At 49.9% G+C, this 18,879-nt stretch carries 14 protein-coding genes; 8 read left to right on the top strand and 6 right to left on the bottom strand.

Annotated elements, in window-relative coordinates:
• Positions 1–2: 2 nt before the first annotated feature.
• From GA520_RS25445 to GA520_RS25435, 3 genes are read right to left on the bottom strand one after another with little or no spacing between them, the layout of a single operon-like run.
• Complete coding sequence (locus tag GA520_RS25445) at positions 3–1,634, bottom strand: SpoVR family protein (protein ID WP_163336211.1); 1,632 nt, start codon at positions 1,632–1,634, stop codon at positions 3–5.
• Positions 1,635–1,640: 6 nt separating this feature from the next.
• Complete coding sequence (locus tag GA520_RS25440; protein ID WP_163336210.1) at positions 1,641–3,014, bottom strand: DUF444 family protein; 1,374 nt, start codon at positions 3,012–3,014, stop codon at positions 1,641–1,643.
• Between the two features lie 31 nt (positions 3,015–3,045).
• Positions 3,046–5,106, bottom strand: coding sequence for a serine protein kinase PrkA (locus tag GA520_RS25435; protein ID WP_163336209.1), 2,061 nt, complete (start codon positions 5,104–5,106; stop codon positions 3,046–3,048).
• 360 nt (positions 5,107–5,466) lie between these two features.
• On the opposite strand from GA520_RS25435, the gene GA520_RS25430 reads away from it, so the two are divergent.
• The 3 genes from GA520_RS25430 (at position 5,467) to GA520_RS25420 (ending at position 9,270) form a co-directional block, all read left to right on the top strand.
• The gene (locus tag GA520_RS25430; protein WP_163336208.1) at positions 5,467–5,847 is read left to right on the top strand and encodes a RidA family protein; all 381 of its coding nucleotides are present in this window, start codon (positions 5,467–5,469) and stop codon (positions 5,845–5,847) included.
• Positions 5,848–5,891: 44 nt separating this feature from the next.
• Positions 5,892–7,211, top strand: a complete 1,320-nt coding sequence (locus GA520_RS25425; RefSeq protein WP_163336207.1) for a serine dehydratase subunit alpha family protein — start codon at positions 5,892–5,894, stop codon at positions 7,209–7,211.
• A gap of 262 nt (positions 7,212–7,473) precedes the next feature.
• The gene (locus GA520_RS25420) at positions 7,474–9,270 is read left to right on the top strand and encodes a KamA family radical SAM protein (protein ID WP_240910041.1); all 1,797 of its coding nucleotides are present in this window, start codon (positions 7,474–7,476) and stop codon (positions 9,268–9,270) included.
• A 28-nt stretch (positions 9,271–9,298) separates the two neighbouring features.
• Here GA520_RS25420 and GA520_RS25415 read toward each other — a convergent pair whose 3' ends face one another.
• Positions 9,299–9,583 (bottom strand): hypothetical protein, encoded by a 285-nt coding sequence (locus GA520_RS25415; protein ID WP_163336206.1) that lies wholly within the window; start codon positions 9,581–9,583, stop codon positions 9,299–9,301.
• Between the two features lie 473 nt (positions 9,584–10,056).
• Positions 10,057–13,854, bottom strand: a complete 3,798-nt coding sequence (gene purL, locus GA520_RS25410; protein WP_163336205.1) for a phosphoribosylformylglycinamidine synthase — start codon at positions 13,852–13,854, stop codon at positions 10,057–10,059.
• A 366-nt stretch (positions 13,855–14,220) separates the two neighbouring features.
• On the opposite strand from purL, the gene GA520_RS25405 reads away from it, so the two are divergent.
• Together GA520_RS25405 and GA520_RS25400 are read left to right on the top strand one after the other, a co-directional pair.
• A complete protein-coding gene (locus GA520_RS25405) occupies positions 14,221–14,682 on the top strand; it encodes a DUF4920 domain-containing protein (RefSeq protein WP_163336204.1) in 462 nt (153 codons plus the stop codon).
• Between the two features lie 12 nt (positions 14,683–14,694).
• Complete coding sequence (locus tag GA520_RS25400) at positions 14,695–15,249, top strand: PepSY-associated TM helix domain-containing protein (protein ID WP_163336203.1); 555 nt, start codon at positions 14,695–14,697, stop codon at positions 15,247–15,249.
• A 79-nt stretch (positions 15,250–15,328) separates the two neighbouring features.
• Here GA520_RS25400 and GA520_RS25395 read toward each other — a convergent pair whose 3' ends face one another.
• Positions 15,329–15,718 (bottom strand): hypothetical protein, encoded by a 390-nt coding sequence (locus GA520_RS25395; RefSeq protein ID WP_163336202.1) that lies wholly within the window; start codon positions 15,716–15,718, stop codon positions 15,329–15,331.
• A 98-nt stretch (positions 15,719–15,816) separates the two neighbouring features.
• Here GA520_RS25395 and GA520_RS25390 point away from each other — a divergent pair, with 98 nt between their 5' ends.
• From GA520_RS25390 to GA520_RS25380, 3 genes are all read left to right on the top strand, one after another.
• Positions 15,817–17,043, top strand: a complete 1,227-nt coding sequence (locus GA520_RS25390; protein ID WP_240910040.1) for a putative sulfate/molybdate transporter — start codon at positions 15,817–15,819, stop codon at positions 17,041–17,043.
• A 3-nt stretch (positions 17,044–17,046) separates the two neighbouring features.
• Entirely contained in the window at positions 17,047–17,685 is a 639-nt protein-coding gene (locus GA520_RS25385) for a YigZ family protein (RefSeq protein ID WP_163336201.1), read from the top strand.
• 355 nt (positions 17,686–18,040) lie between these two features.
• Positions 18,041–18,589, top strand: a complete 549-nt coding sequence (locus GA520_RS25380; protein ID WP_163336200.1) for a cupin domain-containing protein — start codon at positions 18,041–18,043, stop codon at positions 18,587–18,589.
• The last annotated feature ends 290 nt before the right edge of the window (positions 18,590–18,879 follow it).

The raw sequence follows: 18,879 nt of genomic DNA, 5'->3' as shown, positions 1-18,879 counted from the left end.
CGTTATTCCACGAGTTCCCGGGAGAGCTTTCTTTCCTTCATGGTGTATCGAAAACGTTTCCACACGAACTGCACTTCATCTTTTTCCGGCTTCACATCACCCATGGCCATACCGTCCGGTTTACTTGGCACCTGTTCAGTGGTGTAAAGACAGACAGGTGCTCCCCACAGGTACTCAAGCCCCATGAGGGCTCCGTCGACAAAATCGCGCACCAGCGGCTTATTTTCAAAAACATGATTGAGAATCAAGGTTCCCGCATCATTGACATGAATCGTCACAGACGGTGGATGATAGAGGGAGTTTGCTACCATTTCTACATAATCCTCCGCCTTACGGCTCTTCACGTAATACTGCCAGGTCATACGCTCCTTATTGAGCTTTTTACCCGCCACAAAAAGCTTGTGCAGATCGACAAAATCCTGATCGATAAAGGAGTGAACAAAGCGGGAGTCGGCAAAATTCTCGCGCACATAGAAGATAAAGTCCCTGCCTTTCATGCTTTTCGTGTCATATTTACGGCGAATGTGGGAGTCGAGCTGGCGCTCAAAATCAAGTGAGAAGCGCCCCTTGTCTGCCTGGTCTTCAAGGTAGGAAAATAGCCGCATGCCAAGTGCATACGGGTTCAGTCCCACCCTCGGCATAGACGTAACCTTGGCATTTACTACACCGAATTCAACCTCGTGCCCTCGGATTCTGTCATCACGCAGGAAAAGTTCCTCGTGCCAATAGCTGGCCCACCCCTCGTTAAGAATCTTGGTGCGTATCTGTGGCTGAAAATAAAGCGAGGTGGAACGGATCACTTCAATCACCGATTTCATCCAGATATTTTCCTTCTGGTTGAGGAACTCGGAGTTTTCAACCAGAAACTGGAGAATATCGAATTTACCACTGTTGTCTTTTTCTTTCTTATGCTTTTCATACAACGTTTCCAGCTCGGTAAATTTGCTCTTGGCATCATCAAGGAATAGTTTTTCCCCTTTTTCAGGATCCTCACGGATGCTTTCGTTATATCTCTCAATCTCCTTTACATAACCGGTGACGGTCTGTTTTTCCTGCTGCTGCAAAAAGACATCGAAATAGAAATCGAGCAGGGTCATTGGCGGAGTGTTTTCCCGGCTGAATTCACTGAGTAAGTTGAAATAGCCGACAAGGTTGTCCACCGCCCGGGAAAACTCGATTATATAATCAACCCAGCGGCCCTTTTCAGAACGCATCTTAGCGATCAATCGCTTATCCGAAAGCGCCTTAGCTGCAAAGTCATATTCCCAGGTATGCCGGAAGTAGAGATTATTCTGGAAGAAATCGATGTGACCAATCACGTGATAAAAGATCATCACGTTCAGCCAGTCGGGATTGTTATCGTTATAAAATGAGATGGGCGGCCTGGTATTGATAACCGTCTCATACGGATTGTTCGGGTAGAGTTCGTAACGACCCTGCTCCTTTAACACCTCCACGTCCTGAACCCAGTAATCGTAAAGGGTTGGAATCATGTTTTTAGGCCCCAACTCAAGCATATCCCGGTTGGTGACAATATACTCCAGGCTCTCATCCTGAAAGGTGAGCCCTACATCACGCGCCCTCTCCTTGCAACCCTCCATTATCTTTTTTGCATGCTGACTGACAAGTTCCATAGGACCTTACCCTATCAACTCCTTAATCCCTTCAATAAGCCGCGTTTCCACGGCATCCCTGTTCAAGACATCCAGCCGCAGGAGGTGACGGTATTCCTCCAGCAGTTTTGATTTCTTCAAGTATATTTCCACCTCGCTCCGACCGGAAATACCGTAGCCGTTCTCCGCAATGGTAATACCTATCCTGCTGGCATACCGGAGCATTTTCTTCAGCTCGGGGATAGCCTTTTCCCCACGTGTATCCCAGTCGTCCCCGTCCGTTCCATGAAAGATGTAGATGTTGTAATCCTTCTCCAGCCCCTCTTCCTCTACGATCTTGTTAATGAGTTCGTAGGCCTTGGAAACCTGAGTGCCACCCGCCACCTTTGAATTGTAATAGACATTAAAGTCCTCAACCTCCTTTGCCTCCGTATCATGGAGGATAAAGCGGGTCTCCACCTGCCTTTCATACTGGTAAATCAGCCATGAATAGATAAGCACATGCTGATTAACCACTAGCTCTGTCGGCTTGCCGCTCATGGAACCGGAATAGTCACGCACAAAAAAAACAACCGCCTGAGACTCGTAATCCTTCTCTTTTGAGAGGATACGGTAGACCCTGTCCCTGGGAGAAATCAAAAGACCTGTACTGTCTATCGGGCTATTGCTACTGATCCTGCCCAGAGCGATATTGGTTTGGATAATTCGGCGCAGTGTCGACTTTTTGTCCAGCACCTGGCCAAATCCACGGTTTTTATCGGTAAGATCATAGGTGTAACGACTGAGTGAACGTTTCTTCCCTTTATCCTGCAGGTTGGGCAGTTTAAACTGCTCGGTCAATACCCTGCCAAGATCATAGGCATTGGCCTCAATCTCATGGGCACCGCCCTCTCCCTGACCAGCTCCGCCCTCGCCACCCTGCTCCTGACGTACCGGCTTCTCACCGATAACCTCACCTTCTTCGCCTTCACCGGAACCGCCTTCACCTCCGCCCTCGCCCTCTTCCTCAGGGCTGGCCAGGTCGTGAACGAGTTTTTCTTCAACAGTGGTAGGTACAACTACAACCTTGTCACCACCGTCGCCTCCCGGCTTTACCATCTTTCCAACCCGGATCTTCCTGGGAAAACCATCTTTTTCCCGCAGACTGTCCCGCTCAAGCAGGTAATCAAGGGAATGAACGGAAGTTATCGGTGTCACTTCCGGTTGGGATCTGTTCTGCAACATCATCAGGTCGTTATAACCGTAGAGGCCAAGAGGGCCGAAGTAATCCGGGATATTATGAACCAACTCGGGATCGCCCATTTTTTCTGCAAGATCCAGCTCCCTGCGGATCATCTCATCCTGTGCGACGGACAACCCCTGCTGCTGGTATTGGCGATAGAGATCATAAAGTGTTTTCATCGAATGGCCCTCTCACCCACATATCCCATTATTAATTTTCATCAACCTGGGTACAAAAATATTCAATGGTTTTCTGGGCGCAGGTAGCGCAATAGTTGAGTTTATTCAACATGGTGTCGATCATACGGTCATACAGTTTCTGGTTCTCCTCATTGGTACGATTAGCAAGCGCCCCTATCAGGCTGCCCGCCCCTGCAATATCGGACTTGAGTCGTACATCCGTCACTGCCTTAACCAATTCCAGGTTATCCATAAAATCATAATTTGGATCGACGGAAATCTTCTGCCCGTACACCTTACGGATAGAAGTCCTGAAAGAATCCTTCTGCTCACGGGTCTTGAGTCCGAGCCGGTCTTCCACCGAATCGATATAACGCTCATCAATTTTAATCGCCTGCAATTCCCCGGTCTGTGGATTCTTATACTTCCACATCTTGTCCACACCAAGATTCTCGGCATCAATACCGATAATCATGTTCACATAATTAAGGACGTCCTTACGAATTGCCAGTGGTTCATCCATATAGGCGTTGAACATCTCGGTCAAGATCCTTTCACGATACAGGCCGCGCGCAATCTTGAGATCATCGAGAAATTTTGCCCTGTCATTAGCATCGGATACATAGTCGAGAATGACACGCTCCAGCGCGAGAAACACATCATAGGCGAACATGCATTTCCCCTCATTGGTATCCGAACTCTCCAGCATCAGCTGCATAGTCCGGCCAAGATTTCTCTGGCCAAGACCTTTCTGACCAAATCTCTTGGTTATATCGTGATCCTGGTTCAGGCTGTCAATCACTTCTGAGAGGGTTTTTAAGCTTTTTTCACCGGCAACTTCCCCGGCAGCAAGCTTCATTGTCTCGATGGGGGTTAGTTTTTCCGAACGCGGCAGACGGGTAAGCACCACCGCCACTGATGCCGCATAATTAAGATTCGGGTCCTGATGCATTTCGTCACCGGTGAGTGTTGTTTTCGACTCATTACCGATGGCATAATTGGTCAACTCCGACTGTAATTTATAATTTGTATTATGCGAAACGTAGCAGATCCGGCACCTGTCAATAATCGGAGCTTCTTCTTTTTCTGCTAGAAACCGATTAAATTCCGAATTATTAGAGGTAGCGATGATAAGTGAATCGATAGGCCACTTATAGCCATCAATTTCAATCGTGCGGTTCTGGATGACACCGAGGTAGACCTGCACCAGATCCTTCTTGTTCTTATAAATCTCATCGCTGAAGTGGATACCGCCCCCCGCGACCCGCGCCAGTGCTCCACGGCGCAGATCGAAACGGAACGGGTTGTTGGTGTCAGTGATATGTAACAATCGCTGAATCGACTCCTCGCCGAGCAGATCGACAGCTGAAGAGGTGATCTTATCCTTAGCAGGATACTTGCCGGTAACCGTACCAAGACTCTCAATAAGAGGTACAGGTGCAATCTCGACAAATTTTAGCATATCCTCAAGTTTACCATCGGTATAGTCGCGGATATCGTTCCAGATATAGGCAGAACATGCCCCAAGGGAACGGTAGTTATCAAACCATTCATCAAGCAGTTTTTCCGAAGCCCGATACCGTCTGGCCAGGAAATTTTTCGACTCAGCCTTTGTTTCCTGGAGGTTCATGGCCAACACCATCGGATCCTCATAGGTCTGAGACTCGATTTTTTTGATATTGCCATACTCACCAAGTTTGTCGAGACCGGTAAACCTGAAGGTATATCGCCTGTTTTTCGGTTCGGTCAGAAAATCTCGGTATAAGCCGCACAGGTACTCGACAAGAAAGGTCTTACCGTTGCCTGGTTCTCCAACCAGAACGTAGGCCATTTCTTTCGATGAACCGCCCTCGGCAGCATCTTTCACAAACGAGACAAACGAGTTTATCTCATCGTACATTCCGACAATATGCTTTTTACCCTCGCGGAAGATGGTGAAATCGAAGGTGGTCTTGCCATTAACCACTACCTTCTCGATATCCCGCCCCAGGATCATCCGGCTTACGCCCTGAAAAGCGTTCTCAAAGACCCGCTCGCCCTTTTTGACGGAGGTAATGTGGTTGTGAAGTGTCGCATTCCGTTGCGCCGGCATGGTGGTCCTCCTTTGCAAGATAGAAGATAGGAGATAATGATGTGCTGTGTTTCTTTATTATCTCCATGGACCATGCTAAAATCAAGGAAAGCCTGAAATAAGGAGAAACAGATCCCGTATACGTGACCGGATAAACAAAATAAAACTCCTTGAACTTGACAGGTGAATTGCTCGTCTTATGTCTGTGCCTGATGAGGAGATCTCTCTTTGTGCAAGCAGATCGCGCTCTTTTTTTTTGAGCATATGAACATATTATTATTGACACCCACCCTGAAAACGGGGAAAGTAATAACCGACAAACCGGTCTCCCCACTGTGGAGGCACCCTAACTATAAAGATTTTTTTCAACCAACAGAAACCATGACAAAAATTATTATTTCGACAGATAAAGCTCCGGCTGCGATCGGGCCCTATTCACAAGCGGTCGCACATGGTGACCTGGTCTTTATTTCCGGACAACTTCCCATAGACCCCACCACCGGGAAGCTGGTTGAAGGCGATATTGGCGATCGAACCCATCAGATAGCGAACAACCTGAAAGCGGTAGCTCAAGAAGCCGGACTGGGGCTCGAAAATATTGTTAAAACAACTATTTTCCTGACAGACCTTGCTGATTTCCAGGCTATGAACTCAGCCTACAATGAACATTTCAGCTCCGAGCCACCGGCACGCTCCACTGTACAGGTGGCCGCCCTGCCCCTTGGTTCCAACATTGAGATCGAAGCCATTCTCTGCAGATAACCTGCAACCTGAAATACCGACATCCCACCCTCGGCAACAGATATATGGAATTCACAGTTAAAGATATCCTTGAAATGGAAGTGGTTCTTGCACTGGGCTGTACTGAACCAGTGGCAGTCGCTCTTGGAACTGCCGCAGCAGCCAGCCTGCTCCCCGGTAAAAATTTTGATTCGGTAGAGGTCTGGGTAGATCCCAATATCTACAAAAATGCTATGGCGGTTACCATTCCGGGCAGCGGAGGAATGGCAGGAATTGATACGGCGGCCGCACTTGGCTGCTACGGCAGCGACCCACAAAGGGGACTGGAGGTGCTTGAATCCCTCAACGATGACGTTCTCGAGAAGGCAAAGGGACTGCTTCAAGAAGGTAAGGTCAAGGTCAACCTGCGGGAAGAACATGGTCTGTACATCATTTCCCGCCTCACCTCTGGCCAGGATGTTGCCGAATCGGTCATCGCCGATTTACACAATAATATCATCAGCCTGACCTTAAACGGTGAGGCAATTACAGATTCCCCCCTGCTACCCCAAAAACCGACAACCTCCGGTAACAGCCTGATGGAGGAGCTCGAAGAGTGGCTTCGCGGGCTCACTCTCGATGAAATTTATGATATGGTTGATCATCTCGATGATGAAGACCTGAAATTCCTCAAAGAGGGTGTTGATCATAACCTGCGCCTTGCTGAGCACGGCTTAAAGTACGGATCCGGATTGGGGATTGGCAAGGCGATCGACCGGCTGGTCAAACAGAAACTGCTGGTCAACGATATGGCCACATCTGCCAGGCGTCTCACTTCGGCTGCTGCTGATGCCAGGATGGGGGGTGCTAAACTTCCCGCCATGAGTTCCGCCGGCAGTGGTAACCATGGATTGACGGCTATCCTGCCCATCTGGGCAATCAAGGACTATGTGGACCACGATGAAGAATCAGTGCTACGCGCCATCGGCCTCAGCCATATCATCACCGCCTATGTAAAGGCTCATACCGGCAGGCTCTCCGCAGTTTGCGGCTGTTCAGTTGCCGCCGGTGCCGGGGCAACCGCCGGAATCACTTATCTGGTGGGAGGTGATGCAAACCACATGGCGGGTGCCATTAAGAATATTGTTGAAGATCTTGCCGGTGTTATCTGCGATGGAGCGAAGGCGGGCTGTGCTCTTAAACTCAACACCGCCGCCGGTGCCGCAGTTCAGGCGGCACTATTTTCCCTCCAAGGCATTAATGTCAAGGACACAGACGGCATCGTCGGCATGTCCACTGAAAACACCGTACAGAATATGGGGACCCTCAGCCATCAGGGTATGGTGGAAACAGACAAAACCATTCTTAAGATCATGCTTGAAAAAGAGCAGGCGAGAAAAAAATAATCCTTTCCTTTTCCGGTCTGCCTCAAACCTGGGCAGACCGGCCTCATCCCGCGACATTGCCGAATTTGCAATTTTCGAAAAATAATTATACTATAAAGAATAATATCAGATTGATATAGAGCATAACAACACCGTGACACTCTCCACTGTTGCCAACCTTATTGCCAGTGTCCTTCTCCAGCTTTATCAGCTTACATCACTACTTTTCAACTCACGGCTACACAGTTGAGTGTCCCAAGAACAAGGGAATAACAGCGAAAAAATGATGGAAGATTATAGCGAGAAGCTTCGTGCCGCAATCAGCTTGAACCCCGAGATCGAGGACATCCTGACCAGTCAGGATGACATTGAGGAAAAACGGCGCAATCTGCGTGAATACCTGGCAAACATCCTTGCTGGCATCTCCGACAACACCGACCTCATACGCCCAATGGAGTGGATTCTGTGTCGTGATGCTGTCTGGGTTTTCCGTTCCATCCTCAATTCCAGGAGTGAAGATCTTTCCGGGTTTTCGGTACTCGGTTATATAGACCAACTCCTTAACGGAGAACACGGTATGCATATCCCGGAGGTCTCAGAAGGTTTCATCGCAGAAATAGAGCACCTCATAAAAGGGGTGAGCGGCCTGGCAGGTATCTACTCGGAAGCCCCCCCGGCCTTTTTAAAACTTGAAGGTCGAGAAGCCGCCGTTGAGAGGTCGACGTATCTCTCTGACATGGCACGGAAATCGTGCAGTCAGATGAAACGATATGCTAATGGTCTTGACGACGAACTAGTGGAAGAGAGAAGCAGAAATAAATACGCATTGCAGGAGTATTTCGGCATCTCCGACCTTGAGTGGAACGACTGGCGATGGCACGTGAAGAATGTCATCCGGGATGCGGACACCTTGCGCAATCTGGTCAACCTCAGTGATGAGGAATACAATTCCATCTGTTTAGCCCGAAAAAACAAGATACCTTTTGGTATCACCCCGTATTATGTCAGCCTCTTTGACCGGGCCAACCGGCAACAACACGACACCGCTATCAGGGCCCAGGTCCTGCCACCTCCCGACTACGTGTCCGCGATGCAGTCGCACAAGCAGAGCAGGGAATGTTCCATGGACTTCATGCTTGAAAACGACACCTCACCCATTGAGGGTATTACCAGGCGCTACCCGAATATAGTGATTCTCAAACCGATCCTGACCTGCCCGCAGATTTGTGTTTACTGCCAACGAAACTGGCAAATCGAGGATGTCTATTCAGAGCATGCGACCCTTGGCAGCGACAAGCTCGATAAGGCCATCCAGTGGATTGAGGATACCCCGGAAATAAACGAGGTTCTTATTACCGGTGGCGATCCCCTGCTCTTTTCTGATGACCAACTTGATGAGCTATTAGCCAAAGTGGCAGCTATCCCCCACATTATCCGTATCCGTATCGGCACACGCACCCCGGTAACCCTGCCCCAGCGGATCACTGATTCGCTGGTGCGGACAATTAACCGCTACAACGTCCCTGGCAAAAGGGAGATGATGATCATTACGCACTTCGAGCATATGACCGAGATAACAACGGACTCAATGGAAGCAGTACAGAAATTCAGACTCTTCGGGATAGCGGTATATAATCAGCTTGTTTACACCTTTTTCAACTCCCGCCGGTTCGAGACTGCCGCGCTGCGTCAGCAGCTTCGGCTCACTGGCGTCACCCCCTATTATACATTCAATACTAAAGGTAAGGACGAAACCGACACCTACCGGGTACCAATTGCCCGTCTGCTCCAGGAGCAACAGGAAGAGGCCCGGCAATTGCCGGGATCGGTGCGTACGGATGAGATTGTTTTCAATGTACCGCGACTTGGAAAAAACTACCTGCGTGCCTCCCAGCATCGTGATGTAATCTCGATTCTGCCGGATGGTCGGAGGTTATACGAGTTCCATCCGTGGGAGAAAAAGCTGGCGCTTATGGATACCTTTATTTATGCCGATGTTTCTATTCACACATACCTGAAACGACTAGAGGAAATCGGGGAAGATATCGAGGAATACAAGACCATCTGGTACTATTACTAAGCTTTTCACGTCCTCCATCTGCCCAATATCATCGTTGCGGCTTCGCTCTTTCATGCTCCATGACCGAGCGTACCTCTGCGGTAAATACACGAGCTGTGCCTTGAACCGGGTAAGGAAAGTGAGTTGTAGAAGGTAATTTACAAACGGTAGAAATGAAACAGCCATTTCCAACACTGAGTTTTGCCAGATACTTCTCAGCTTGCTGGAAATGGCAGTATTCATCGAGCTTTCGGACACGTTTAGGAGGTGTGTCGTATGACTCAAAAGAGGAGAGATTGCATACCTGGGATGCCAGGCTTATCTGTCTCTGCACCCCACCTGTACTTGACGATAAAGCCTGGCAAACCTGGTATGTACTGCAATATGGGGCGATACTTCCGGTACTGCTTTTGTGCCCCACACGCCTAATGAAGCAAACCGTGTGCCAGACCAAAATAAACCTTATTCAACACCTTCCAAAAGACCGGGAAAACCGCCCCAATCCCAAGTAATTGGGACAGTTACGGAGATATTGGAAATCTACATACTTTATCTGTAGCCGAATTTCCCTCTTGCACCAGTAGAATAAACACTCGTTTTGTTCAGAAGTCTGTCTGTTAAAACAGAATCAATCCGTTTTTTCAGACAGGGTCTTCTGAAACAGGCCCTCGGAAGTTGTCCGAGAAGAGACATTTTTTTCTCAGATCAGGCATTTTAGAAAAATAAGCGCAGAGGTATGATTGATATTCCAGGCATTATTTTTATAAAATAACGAAGAGTTGGGAAGAAAGGGTATTCTCGGAATGTCTAGCGCATACACCACTCATAGGCATTCTGAAACATCTTCATCCAGGGCGACACCTTGAATTTCTTCATATCCTCGGGCAGATAATGCGCCTGCCAAGGCAGGAATACCCGCTCCGGATGCGGCATCAACGCCAGATGACGTCCATCCTCTGAGCAGAGGCCAGCCAACCCTTCCGGTGACCCGTTTGGGTTAAACGGATACTTTTCCGTAGCAGTTCCCTCGTCATCAACATAAACCAGCGGGGCCATACCTGAAGCCTTCACCCGCTCCATAACTGATGGGTCTGGGAAGTGGAGCTGCCCCTCCCCATGATCGACATGGATTCCGAATACCAGCTCTTCCATTCCTTCCAGCATCATGGCCTTACTCTTCTGGACCTTGACACTCGTCCAGCGGGACTCAAACCTGCCGGAGTTATTACGGACAAACCGTGGTTGACGTTCTGCCGGGAGATCATCACCGGGCACCCAGCCCAGCAGCCCGAACAGCTGACAGCCGTTGCAGATACCGAGCGTAAAAGTATCCGGTCGGTTGTAGAACTCCTTGAACATCTTTTGCAATCTCTCGTTAAAGAGAATGGTGGCTGCCCAGCCCTTGGCCGATTCCGGAACATCGGCATAGGAAAACCCGCCAACTGCGGCAATACCCCGAAAATCATCGAGCGTAACCGAACCTGCCAGCAAATCGTTCATGCAGACATCCCACGGCTCAAATCCAGCACTGTAAAAGGCGCTGGTCATCTCGCGGTCTGAATTCGAGCCTTCGTCACGAAGAATCGCCACCTTCGGTTTATCGCTGCGTATCAGCCTCTCTGCAGGTGTTTTCTCCGGCTCATAGGGTACATGATAGGAGGGACCGGAACGTGTATAAATGTTTTCCTTCTCCTCATCTGCACAGCCGGGATCGGCCTGCAGACGTTCGAGCTGGTAACTGGTCTCCTCCCACCACGATCGCAGGAGCACCATTGGTTCATCGAGCACACGCTCCCCGCCACACTCAACCCGTACCTGCTTCTCGGTCGTTGTCTCCCCAAGTACGCTACAGGCTACCTCGGCCTTCTCAAGCACGCCCAGAACCGCATCAAGATGTTCAGGTAAACACTCAACCACCATACCCACTTCCTCGGAAAATAATCTTTCCAGGGGAGCCCCCTCCAACTTAATTGAGAGACCACAGTTTCCTGCAAAAACCATTTCAAGCACGGTTGTGATCAAGCCGCCATCACTTCGGTCATGCCCGGCGCTGATAAGCCTCCTGTCAATCAGGTCCTGCACGGCTTCAAAAGCATTCTTGAGCAGCTCAGGACTCTCAAGATCGGGACTTTCATCCCCCAACTGTTTGTAGACCTGGGCCAGCGCGCTGCCGCCCAGCCGATTGGCCCCGGCTGCCGGATCGATATACACAAGTTTTGAGTTGCCGGGATGCTTGATGTCGGGTGTCACCTTGGCGGTGATATCCGGCATGGCGGCGTAAACAGAGATAACCAGCTCTCGCGGAGACTTGACTGTCTCATCCCCCACCATGGTTGCCATTGAGAGGCTGTCCTTACCACCATCAACAGCTATACCCACCGTGATCATCGCATCACGCATGGCCTTTGCCGCGTCATAAATAGCCGCACCCTCACCTGGCAGTTTCGGGGCCCACATCCAGTTGGCAGAACATTTTACCTGCTCAAGACCTTCAATCTTTGCCCAGACCAGATTGGTCAACACTTCACCAACAGCCATCCGCGCACCTGCCGCAGGATCCACCAGCATCTTGATTGACTGCTCACCGACCGCGGTAGCAAGTCCGGTCAGGCCAAAATGCGACTGGGCCACAACCGCCACATCGGCAACTGTCAACTGCAACGGACCACAGCACTGCTGCTGGGCGATAAGCCCGGTTACCGCACGATCAACCTTGTTGGTCAAAAACCTTTTGGAGCCGACGGAAACAAGGCGCAGCACATTAAACAGTGCATCCTTTACGGTCAACCCTTCTGGCAGTGACAACGGCTGTAACGATGACTTCGCGCGTTCATCGATGAAGGTCTTTTGCGGGATCTTGCCCAGCAAGGCCTCCAGGTCGATATCCACCGGGGTGGAGCCGTCCTGTGCATCATGAACCACGAAACGCAGATCACCCGTTACCTCGCCAAGCACTTCACAGTTCACCTTCTCACGGGTGCAGATAGCCTTGAATCGCTCAATATTTTCCGGACGAATCAGCAGGCCGCATCGCTCCTGGTATTCGGCCACATATATTTCCAGGACCGACATGGTGGGATCACCAACCTTAATATTGCGGATCTCGACACGACCTCCGGAATTTTCAACCAGCTCCTTCATCACATTGGCAGGACCACCGGCCCCCTGGTCATGCATCACATCGATCAGGGTCTTATCGCCCATCTCACAACAGGCCCGGATAACCCGGTTCATCTTCTGTTCCATCTCGGCATCGCCGCGCTGCACCGCGTCGAAGTCAAGATCCGAGGCATTTTCCCCCTGCAGCATTGAAGAGGCCGCACCACCGCCAAAACCAACCCGGTATGCCGGCCCACCGACCTGAACAATCAGCATGCCCTTTTCTTCTTTTTCCTTTTCCGAATGGCGATCGTCAATCTGGCCGACTCCGGCCGTGAACATAATCGGTTTTAAAAAGCCCCATCGCTCACCGTTCCCAAGCCGCATATCAAACGAGCGGGTAAATCCCTGGATAACGGGCTCTCCAAACTTATTGCCGTAATCGGATGCGCCGTTACTGGCCTCGATCTCAATCTCCAGCGGTTTTGCCAGGTTCCCCGGAATTGAATAGTCACTCTCCCAGCTAAGCTCATACCCGGGAATATTAAGATTACCTACGCAATAGCCAGCGGTACCTGCCACCACATAGGCCCCCTTTCCGGTACCCAGTACGTCGCGGATACGCCCGCCGGTACCTGTCTCAGCACCTGGAAATGGTGCCACGCCGGTAGGAAAATTGTGGGTTTCAGCAGTCAAAAGGAGGTTATAACTTACACCCACCTCATGAAAGGGACTGGGATTACCCGGCTCAACCGGATGCAGGGTCTTAATGTCATATCCTTTAATAACACTGGAATTATCCTTATAGGCGATAAGCGACCCTTTCGGATTGGCATCGAGGGTATCAACCACCAGGTCAAAGAGGGTCTTGTCCATCTCCTCGCCATCTATCACCTGCTTGCCCTTAAAATAGCCATGACGGGAATGCTCTGAATTGGCGTTATTAAGGTCCATTATCTCGACAATGGTTGGGTTACGACCCTGTTTGGTTACGAAATAATCATAATAGAGATTGCGGTCCCATTCATCCATTGAGATGCCTGGAATTTCAAGCAGGCCGTCCGGCCCCTTCGTCATCAGGTCGATCTCATATACTGACTCCGGGGTAACACCTGTCTCAAAAGTGGTCAGTGGTTCAGGATAGTGGCATTCCGTCATCCTGTCGTGGTTTTCATCAATAAATTCTTGCAGGTCGATACCCTCAGGGACAAGGTAACGGCGGGATCTTTCCACCCGGGTTATCATATCAAGTCCGGTAGCCTGGCATATGGACACCATATTGGAGGACCAGGCCGTGGCAAAATTCATGCGAGGGCCAACCTCAATGACTCTGCCACCTGTAAGTAAAGGTTGGGCAGAAACAGTCTCCTCCAGCAACCCGTCCGCCAGTATCAGACGAAGCCGCCTCAATTCATCAGCGGTAAGCTCCCGGCTCGATTCAACGTTGAAACAGTAGGCCCGTGCCTCATCCAAACGGCGATACAGTTGTGTGATATGCACACCCATAATTACATCCCTTTTCAGTATTCTAAGATCCCGTCACATCGTGTCCCGTCAGGTATGGACTGCCCTGACCTACGTTTTTGATGATCCGGATTAATTGACAGTAACGATGATGAACAAATGAAACTAAGTGGAAGATTGCAGCATAGCAAAAATTAGTAAAAAAAACCCTTGTAAAGTTCACACAACATAGACGCCTCCCCCAATTTCCAACCGCATCAGTTAAAGAATATCCTTGAATTTTTAAACATAGCCGCACATAATCGTCGCCACATTGTTACACTTGTATAAGGTTTTACCAACGTCGCAAAGCGACGTTACGCCACAAAAAAACACTAAACAAGCATTTAATTTCCCTAGGAGAATCCAATGAAGAGCATCATCTATGCAGTACTTATCGCTTCCCTTCTGGCCTGTCCGGCAGCCTTCGCCAAGACATACGGCAAGGGAGTCAACCTGACTGAGGCCACCGCAGTATCCACCATTCTTGATAATCCCGACCAATATCTGGGAAAAAACGTCCGGATCGAAGGTATGATTATTGAGGTGTGTGCCAAGAGAGGGTGCTGGATATACGTGGCCGGAGACCGACCTGATGAGAAAATCCAGGTCAAGGTAACCGACGGCGAAATCGTATTCCCGATGAGTGCTTCAGGCAGGACTGGTGCAATCGAAGGCATTGTGGATGAGGTCAAGATGTCGAAAGAGGAATTGATCGCCTACCAGAAGCACCTGGCCGAAGAAAAAGGAAAACCTTTCGATCCCGCATCCGTCAAAGAAGGCACACGGTTCATCAGACTCATCGGCCTCGGGGCCGAGATCGACGAGTAAGGGGAGCCAACCATGCGCTGGCGCCGCATCAACAATATCATTCATCGCGACCTGGGCTATCTCTGCTTTGGCCTGACCATCATCTATGCTGTTTCGGGCCTTGCCGTCAACCATATTGCAGACTGGAATCCGAATTACCGGATTGAACGACTGCAGACCCAAATTGATCCAGCAGCGGTAAACGATCTTGGAGGCCTTGACCAGGTACAAACCATTCTCGAACTGCTTGATGAAAAGGGACAGCTCAAGAACAGCCACCAGGTCAATGATGAGACCCTGCTGATATTCGTCAAACACAACAATATCAACGTGAACCTGGCAACCGGAATGGTCACGCAAGAAAAAAGTATTCCACGAAAAATTCTCTACGAGATGAATTTTCTGCACATCAACCACGCCAAGAAACTGTGGACATGGTTTGCCGACCTCTATGCGGTAAGCCTGGGTCTTTTGGCCATCACAGGCCTCTTTGTCCTGCGAGGTAAAAAAGGAATAGCAGGAAGGGGAGCATGGCTGACGGGAGCGGGTATCCTTGTCCCAATTTTCTTTCTCTGGTTGTATCTGTAATAATCAGGAACAGCCTCTGCCCCAGACAGAGGCTGTCTTCTTTCATCATTGCATCAATAGCACGACCTGTCAGGACAACTCACCTGCCGAGCAGCATTTTCTCAACTCTTGGTCCCACCTTCTTCCAGTTTACGCAGGGACGGGCAAACCCCCTCGGGTGGGTGAGCGGACAACCGAAAGCTGCATCATCAATATACAACTCACCATACGCCTTGGGACTGTCGGTCCAGCTATCCTGGTCAGGGTTCCGATTAATCCCATAGAGCCGAATTCCGTTTTCCTTTAGAAACTCAACACTGTTTGACAAGTATTCCTGACCTGGCCTGTCCGAGCGCATGGTAAAGAGAATCAACCGCGCCCCATACCGCTGATATCTTTTCAGCCAATCCAGCGCACCGGGTACCGGTTCCCCGATATCGGGATAGCGATGGTCGACAATAGTTCCGTCAAAATCGATACATATATACATCTAAATTACTCCTGTCGGCTCCTGTTCTTTTTACGACACATCGGGTATGGTACACGAAACATTTCTACCATAAAGAACACTCCTGTACCAACTAGACAGTGAAAGAAAACAACCACAAACAAGGTCCTAAACAACCGATGCTGTTCAACCGTATGGAGTTTGCAGGCTCCCTCGGTGATCTCGGGACTCTGCTGCCCATCACCCTCGGCATGGTACTGGTAAACGGGATGTCCGCAGTCGGTACCTTTTTTACCATAGGTCTTTTTTACATCATTGCCGGACTTTATTTCCGGGTCCCGATCGCCGTTCAGCCAATGAAAGCCATCGGAGCCTACGCCATCGGCACAGCCATGACCGCACAGCAGGTCAGTGGCGCGACCTTACTGGTCAGCCTCTTCCTTTTTATTATTGGGATCACCGGTACCATTTCCTGGATCGGCCGAATGATCCCCAAGGCTGTCATCCGTGGAGTTCAGCTCTCAACCGGAATCCTGCTGATGAATCAGGGACTCATGCTCACCCTTGGCCTCTCAAAAGCACAACAGACAGCCGGGCTGCACGAACCTTTTTTTACCGTGCAGCAGATAGGTATGGTGCCGATCTGGACCGGTATAGGCATAACCGGGTTGCTGCTCACCCTGCTGCTTCTCAACAACAAAAAACTTCCCGCGGCCATAGCCGTTGTCGGGTTTGGGATTTTGTGCGGCATACTCCTGGGTGACCATGATTCTTTCAGCACCTTTTCACCTGGTTTTTTCACCCCAGAGCTGTTTCCGGTCGGGCTGCCCGCCTCCACCGACCTGACCATTGCCCTGTTTGTGCTGGTGCTTCCCCAAATCCCCATGACTGTTGGCAATGCAGCTGTGGCCGGTACAGACCTCTCCAGGGAGTACTTTGGTGATGAAGCCGAACGCGTCACTTATAGATCCATGACACTCAGCATGGCATTCGGTTCCGCCCTGGGATTCCTGCTTGGCTCAATCCCGCTCTGTCATGGTGCCGGTGGCCTTGCTGCCCATTACCGTTTCGGGGCACGCACCGGAGGCTCAAACCTCATTATCGGCACCATGTTTATCCTGATGGCTATCTTTTTTGGGTCACATACCATCTCTTTGCTGCAGCTGTTGCCATTCTCGATCCTGGGGGTGCTGCTTCTTTTCTCCGGAGCCCAACTCGGACTGACCGTCCTCGATATGATGAACCGCCAGCATATGTTCGTCATCCTCGTTATGTTGACGATAACCCTTACCATAAATCTGGCTGCAGCTTTTCTCTGCGGACTCGTTCTTGCCGCACTCCTCCGTTCACCGCGATTTCAAATCTAGACAATGGCCGATTACAGGATACCGACTGGGAACATCACCTTTGAACAGTATGTAAAACGCAGCCATTTTATCTGCCATCTTACCCATACCATAAGCCGTGAAGAGGCAATGTCGTTTATCCACAGCATTTCTGCCCACCACCCCACGGCCAACCATAACTGCTGGGCCTTTATTGCCGGACCGCCTGACGACGCCTCCGGCTGGGGCATGAATGACGATGGCGAGCCTAAGGGGTGCGCCGGAAAACCGATGTTCAATGTGCTCAACCACTGCGGCGCTGGTGAAATATGCGCTGTAGTCACCCGCTATTTTGGCGGGATCAAACTTGGTACTGGCGGCATGGCCAGGGCATATAGCTCAACAGTTCAATTGGCCCTTGAAAAGATGGAATTTACGACCAAGGTGCATTGCATCAGCATAGAACTCCTATTTCCATACAACTTGCAGAAAAATGTTGAGCACTTCGTCCAGCTCTATGCTGGCACTATAGTCCACACGGAATACGCAGCAAAAGTCCGTATGGTAGCCAACATTCCCGTGCAACACCTATCGACACTGGAGGCCAGGCTGCTGGAAATTGGCCAGGGTGATAACCTGCTGGTACAGGTATCTAACATTAATGACAAATCTACCTCGTTTTAGGACGGGAACTACCTGAATGACCGGCAGTTCATGATCGCGATGAACCAACCGGCTCATCCTTCATTCCAGATTAAAATATTTAACAACCTTTTCCAGCCGGACATAAGCTCTAAAACATTCCCCCTGCACTCTTCAAACCTCAGTATTTACAACACCATCTACAGCATCACCTCACAATTCACTCTCCTCATCCTGTGACCACTACTTTTCTCGTCAACCGCTGTTTTACATTGCCTGATCAACACTCTTGACTTATATCTTCTATTGACATGCATAGTATTTTAAACAAATGAGCTGATATTTCCAGTACGAGGCCATATTCAGGCCTAATCAGGTTTACGCAGGAGGCATTACAATGGATCTAGATGCGGGGCAACGATTACGGGCGCTAAGGGAGATGTACGGCCTTTCCCAACGTGCTCTGGCCAAGAAAGCCGGGGTAACCAACGGGATTATCTCCATGATCGAGCAAAACCGAAACAGCCCATCGCTGGCCACACTCAAGAAAATTCTCGACGCCATTCCAATCTCTTTTTCCGACTTTTTCACTATCGATTTCGATGAAAAAAACCAGATTGTTTTCAAGGCAGAAGAACTCCTGGAAATAGGTAGCTCAGGCTTTTCCTTCAGACAGGTCGGCAGAGACCTTAAAGAAAAAGCCATGCAGATTATTCACGAACGAATCGAACCTGGGGCCGACAGCGGTGAGGATATGCTGCGTCATGAGTCGGAAGAAGGCGGTGTCGTTATCCGGGGCCTGCTGGAGCTTACGGTCGGGGGGGAAGTGTACACCCTTGGTCCGGGTGACGCCTACTATTTCGATAGCCGCATCCCCCATCGTTTCCGCAATATTGGTGATGAGACAGTAGAGATGGTCAGCTCCTGTTCCCCACCAACACTCTAATTCTCTCGTTTTGCAGGTGATACTTCACTCGGAATTTCATGACTTCCCGCAAAGCGACTCTCCCCTTGCCCGGAGCCCCGAGGCTTTCAATCCATCCCCCCACATCTTAAAGCCAGAGCACTTGTTTAATATATAACACACACAACCACCCCCCCTCTTCTTCCTTCCGCATTCTCCCTCCCCTGTCACCGGGGTAATTTTTTATTGTCTAATTTATTAAACACTGCTACAGTATCTCCAGCTCCATCTTACGTCTAAAAATAAAAACACCTCGCCAGCGGAAAGAGCAA

Origin of the sequence: Desulfopila sp. IMCC35008, from assembly GCF_010646885.2 — a bacterium.
In the GTDB taxonomy this organism is placed as follows: Bacteria; Desulfobacterota; Desulfobulbia; order Desulfobulbales; family Desulfocapsaceae; genus Desulfopila.
This window is presented reverse-complemented; position numbering and strand designations above follow the sequence as displayed.

Excerpts from the sequence above, each read along its gene's own strand:
- GA520_RS25380 (WP_163336200.1), top strand. The coding sequence starts at position 18,041 with ATGGATCTAGATGCGGGGCAACGATTACGGGCGCTAAGGGAGATGTAC.
- GA520_RS25420 (WP_240910041.1), top strand. The coding sequence starts at position 7,474 with ATGATGGAAGATTATAGCGAGAAGCTTCGTGCCGCAATCAGCTTGAAC.
- GA520_RS25400 (WP_163336203.1), top strand. The coding sequence starts at position 14,695 with ATGCGCTGGCGCCGCATCAACAATATCATTCATCGCGACCTGGGCTAT.
- GA520_RS25425 (WP_163336207.1), top strand. The coding sequence starts at position 5,892 with ATGGAATTCACAGTTAAAGATATCCTTGAAATGGAAGTGGTTCTTGCA.
- GA520_RS25440 (WP_163336210.1), bottom strand. The coding sequence starts at position 3,014 with ATGAAAACACTTTATGATCTCTATCGCCAATACCAGCAGCAGGGGTTG.
- GA520_RS25395 (WP_163336202.1), bottom strand. The coding sequence starts at position 15,718 with ATGTATATATGTATCGATTTTGACGGAACTATTGTCGACCATCGCTAT.
- GA520_RS25385 (WP_163336201.1), top strand. The coding sequence starts at position 17,047 with ATGGCCGATTACAGGATACCGACTGGGAACATCACCTTTGAACAGTAT.
- GA520_RS25435 (WP_163336209.1), bottom strand. The coding sequence starts at position 5,106 with ATGCCGGCGCAACGGAATGCGACACTTCACAACCACATTACCTCCGTC.
- purL (WP_163336205.1), bottom strand. The coding sequence starts at position 13,854 with ATGGGTGTGCATATCACACAACTGTATCGCCGTTTGGATGAGGCACGG.
- GA520_RS25405 (WP_163336204.1), top strand. The coding sequence starts at position 14,221 with ATGAAGAGCATCATCTATGCAGTACTTATCGCTTCCCTTCTGGCCTGT.
- GA520_RS25430 (WP_163336208.1), top strand. The coding sequence starts at position 5,467 with ATGACAAAAATTATTATTTCGACAGATAAAGCTCCGGCTGCGATCGGG.
- GA520_RS25445 (WP_163336211.1), bottom strand. The coding sequence starts at position 1,634 with ATGGAACTTGTCAGTCAGCATGCAAAAAAGATAATGGAGGGTTGCAAG.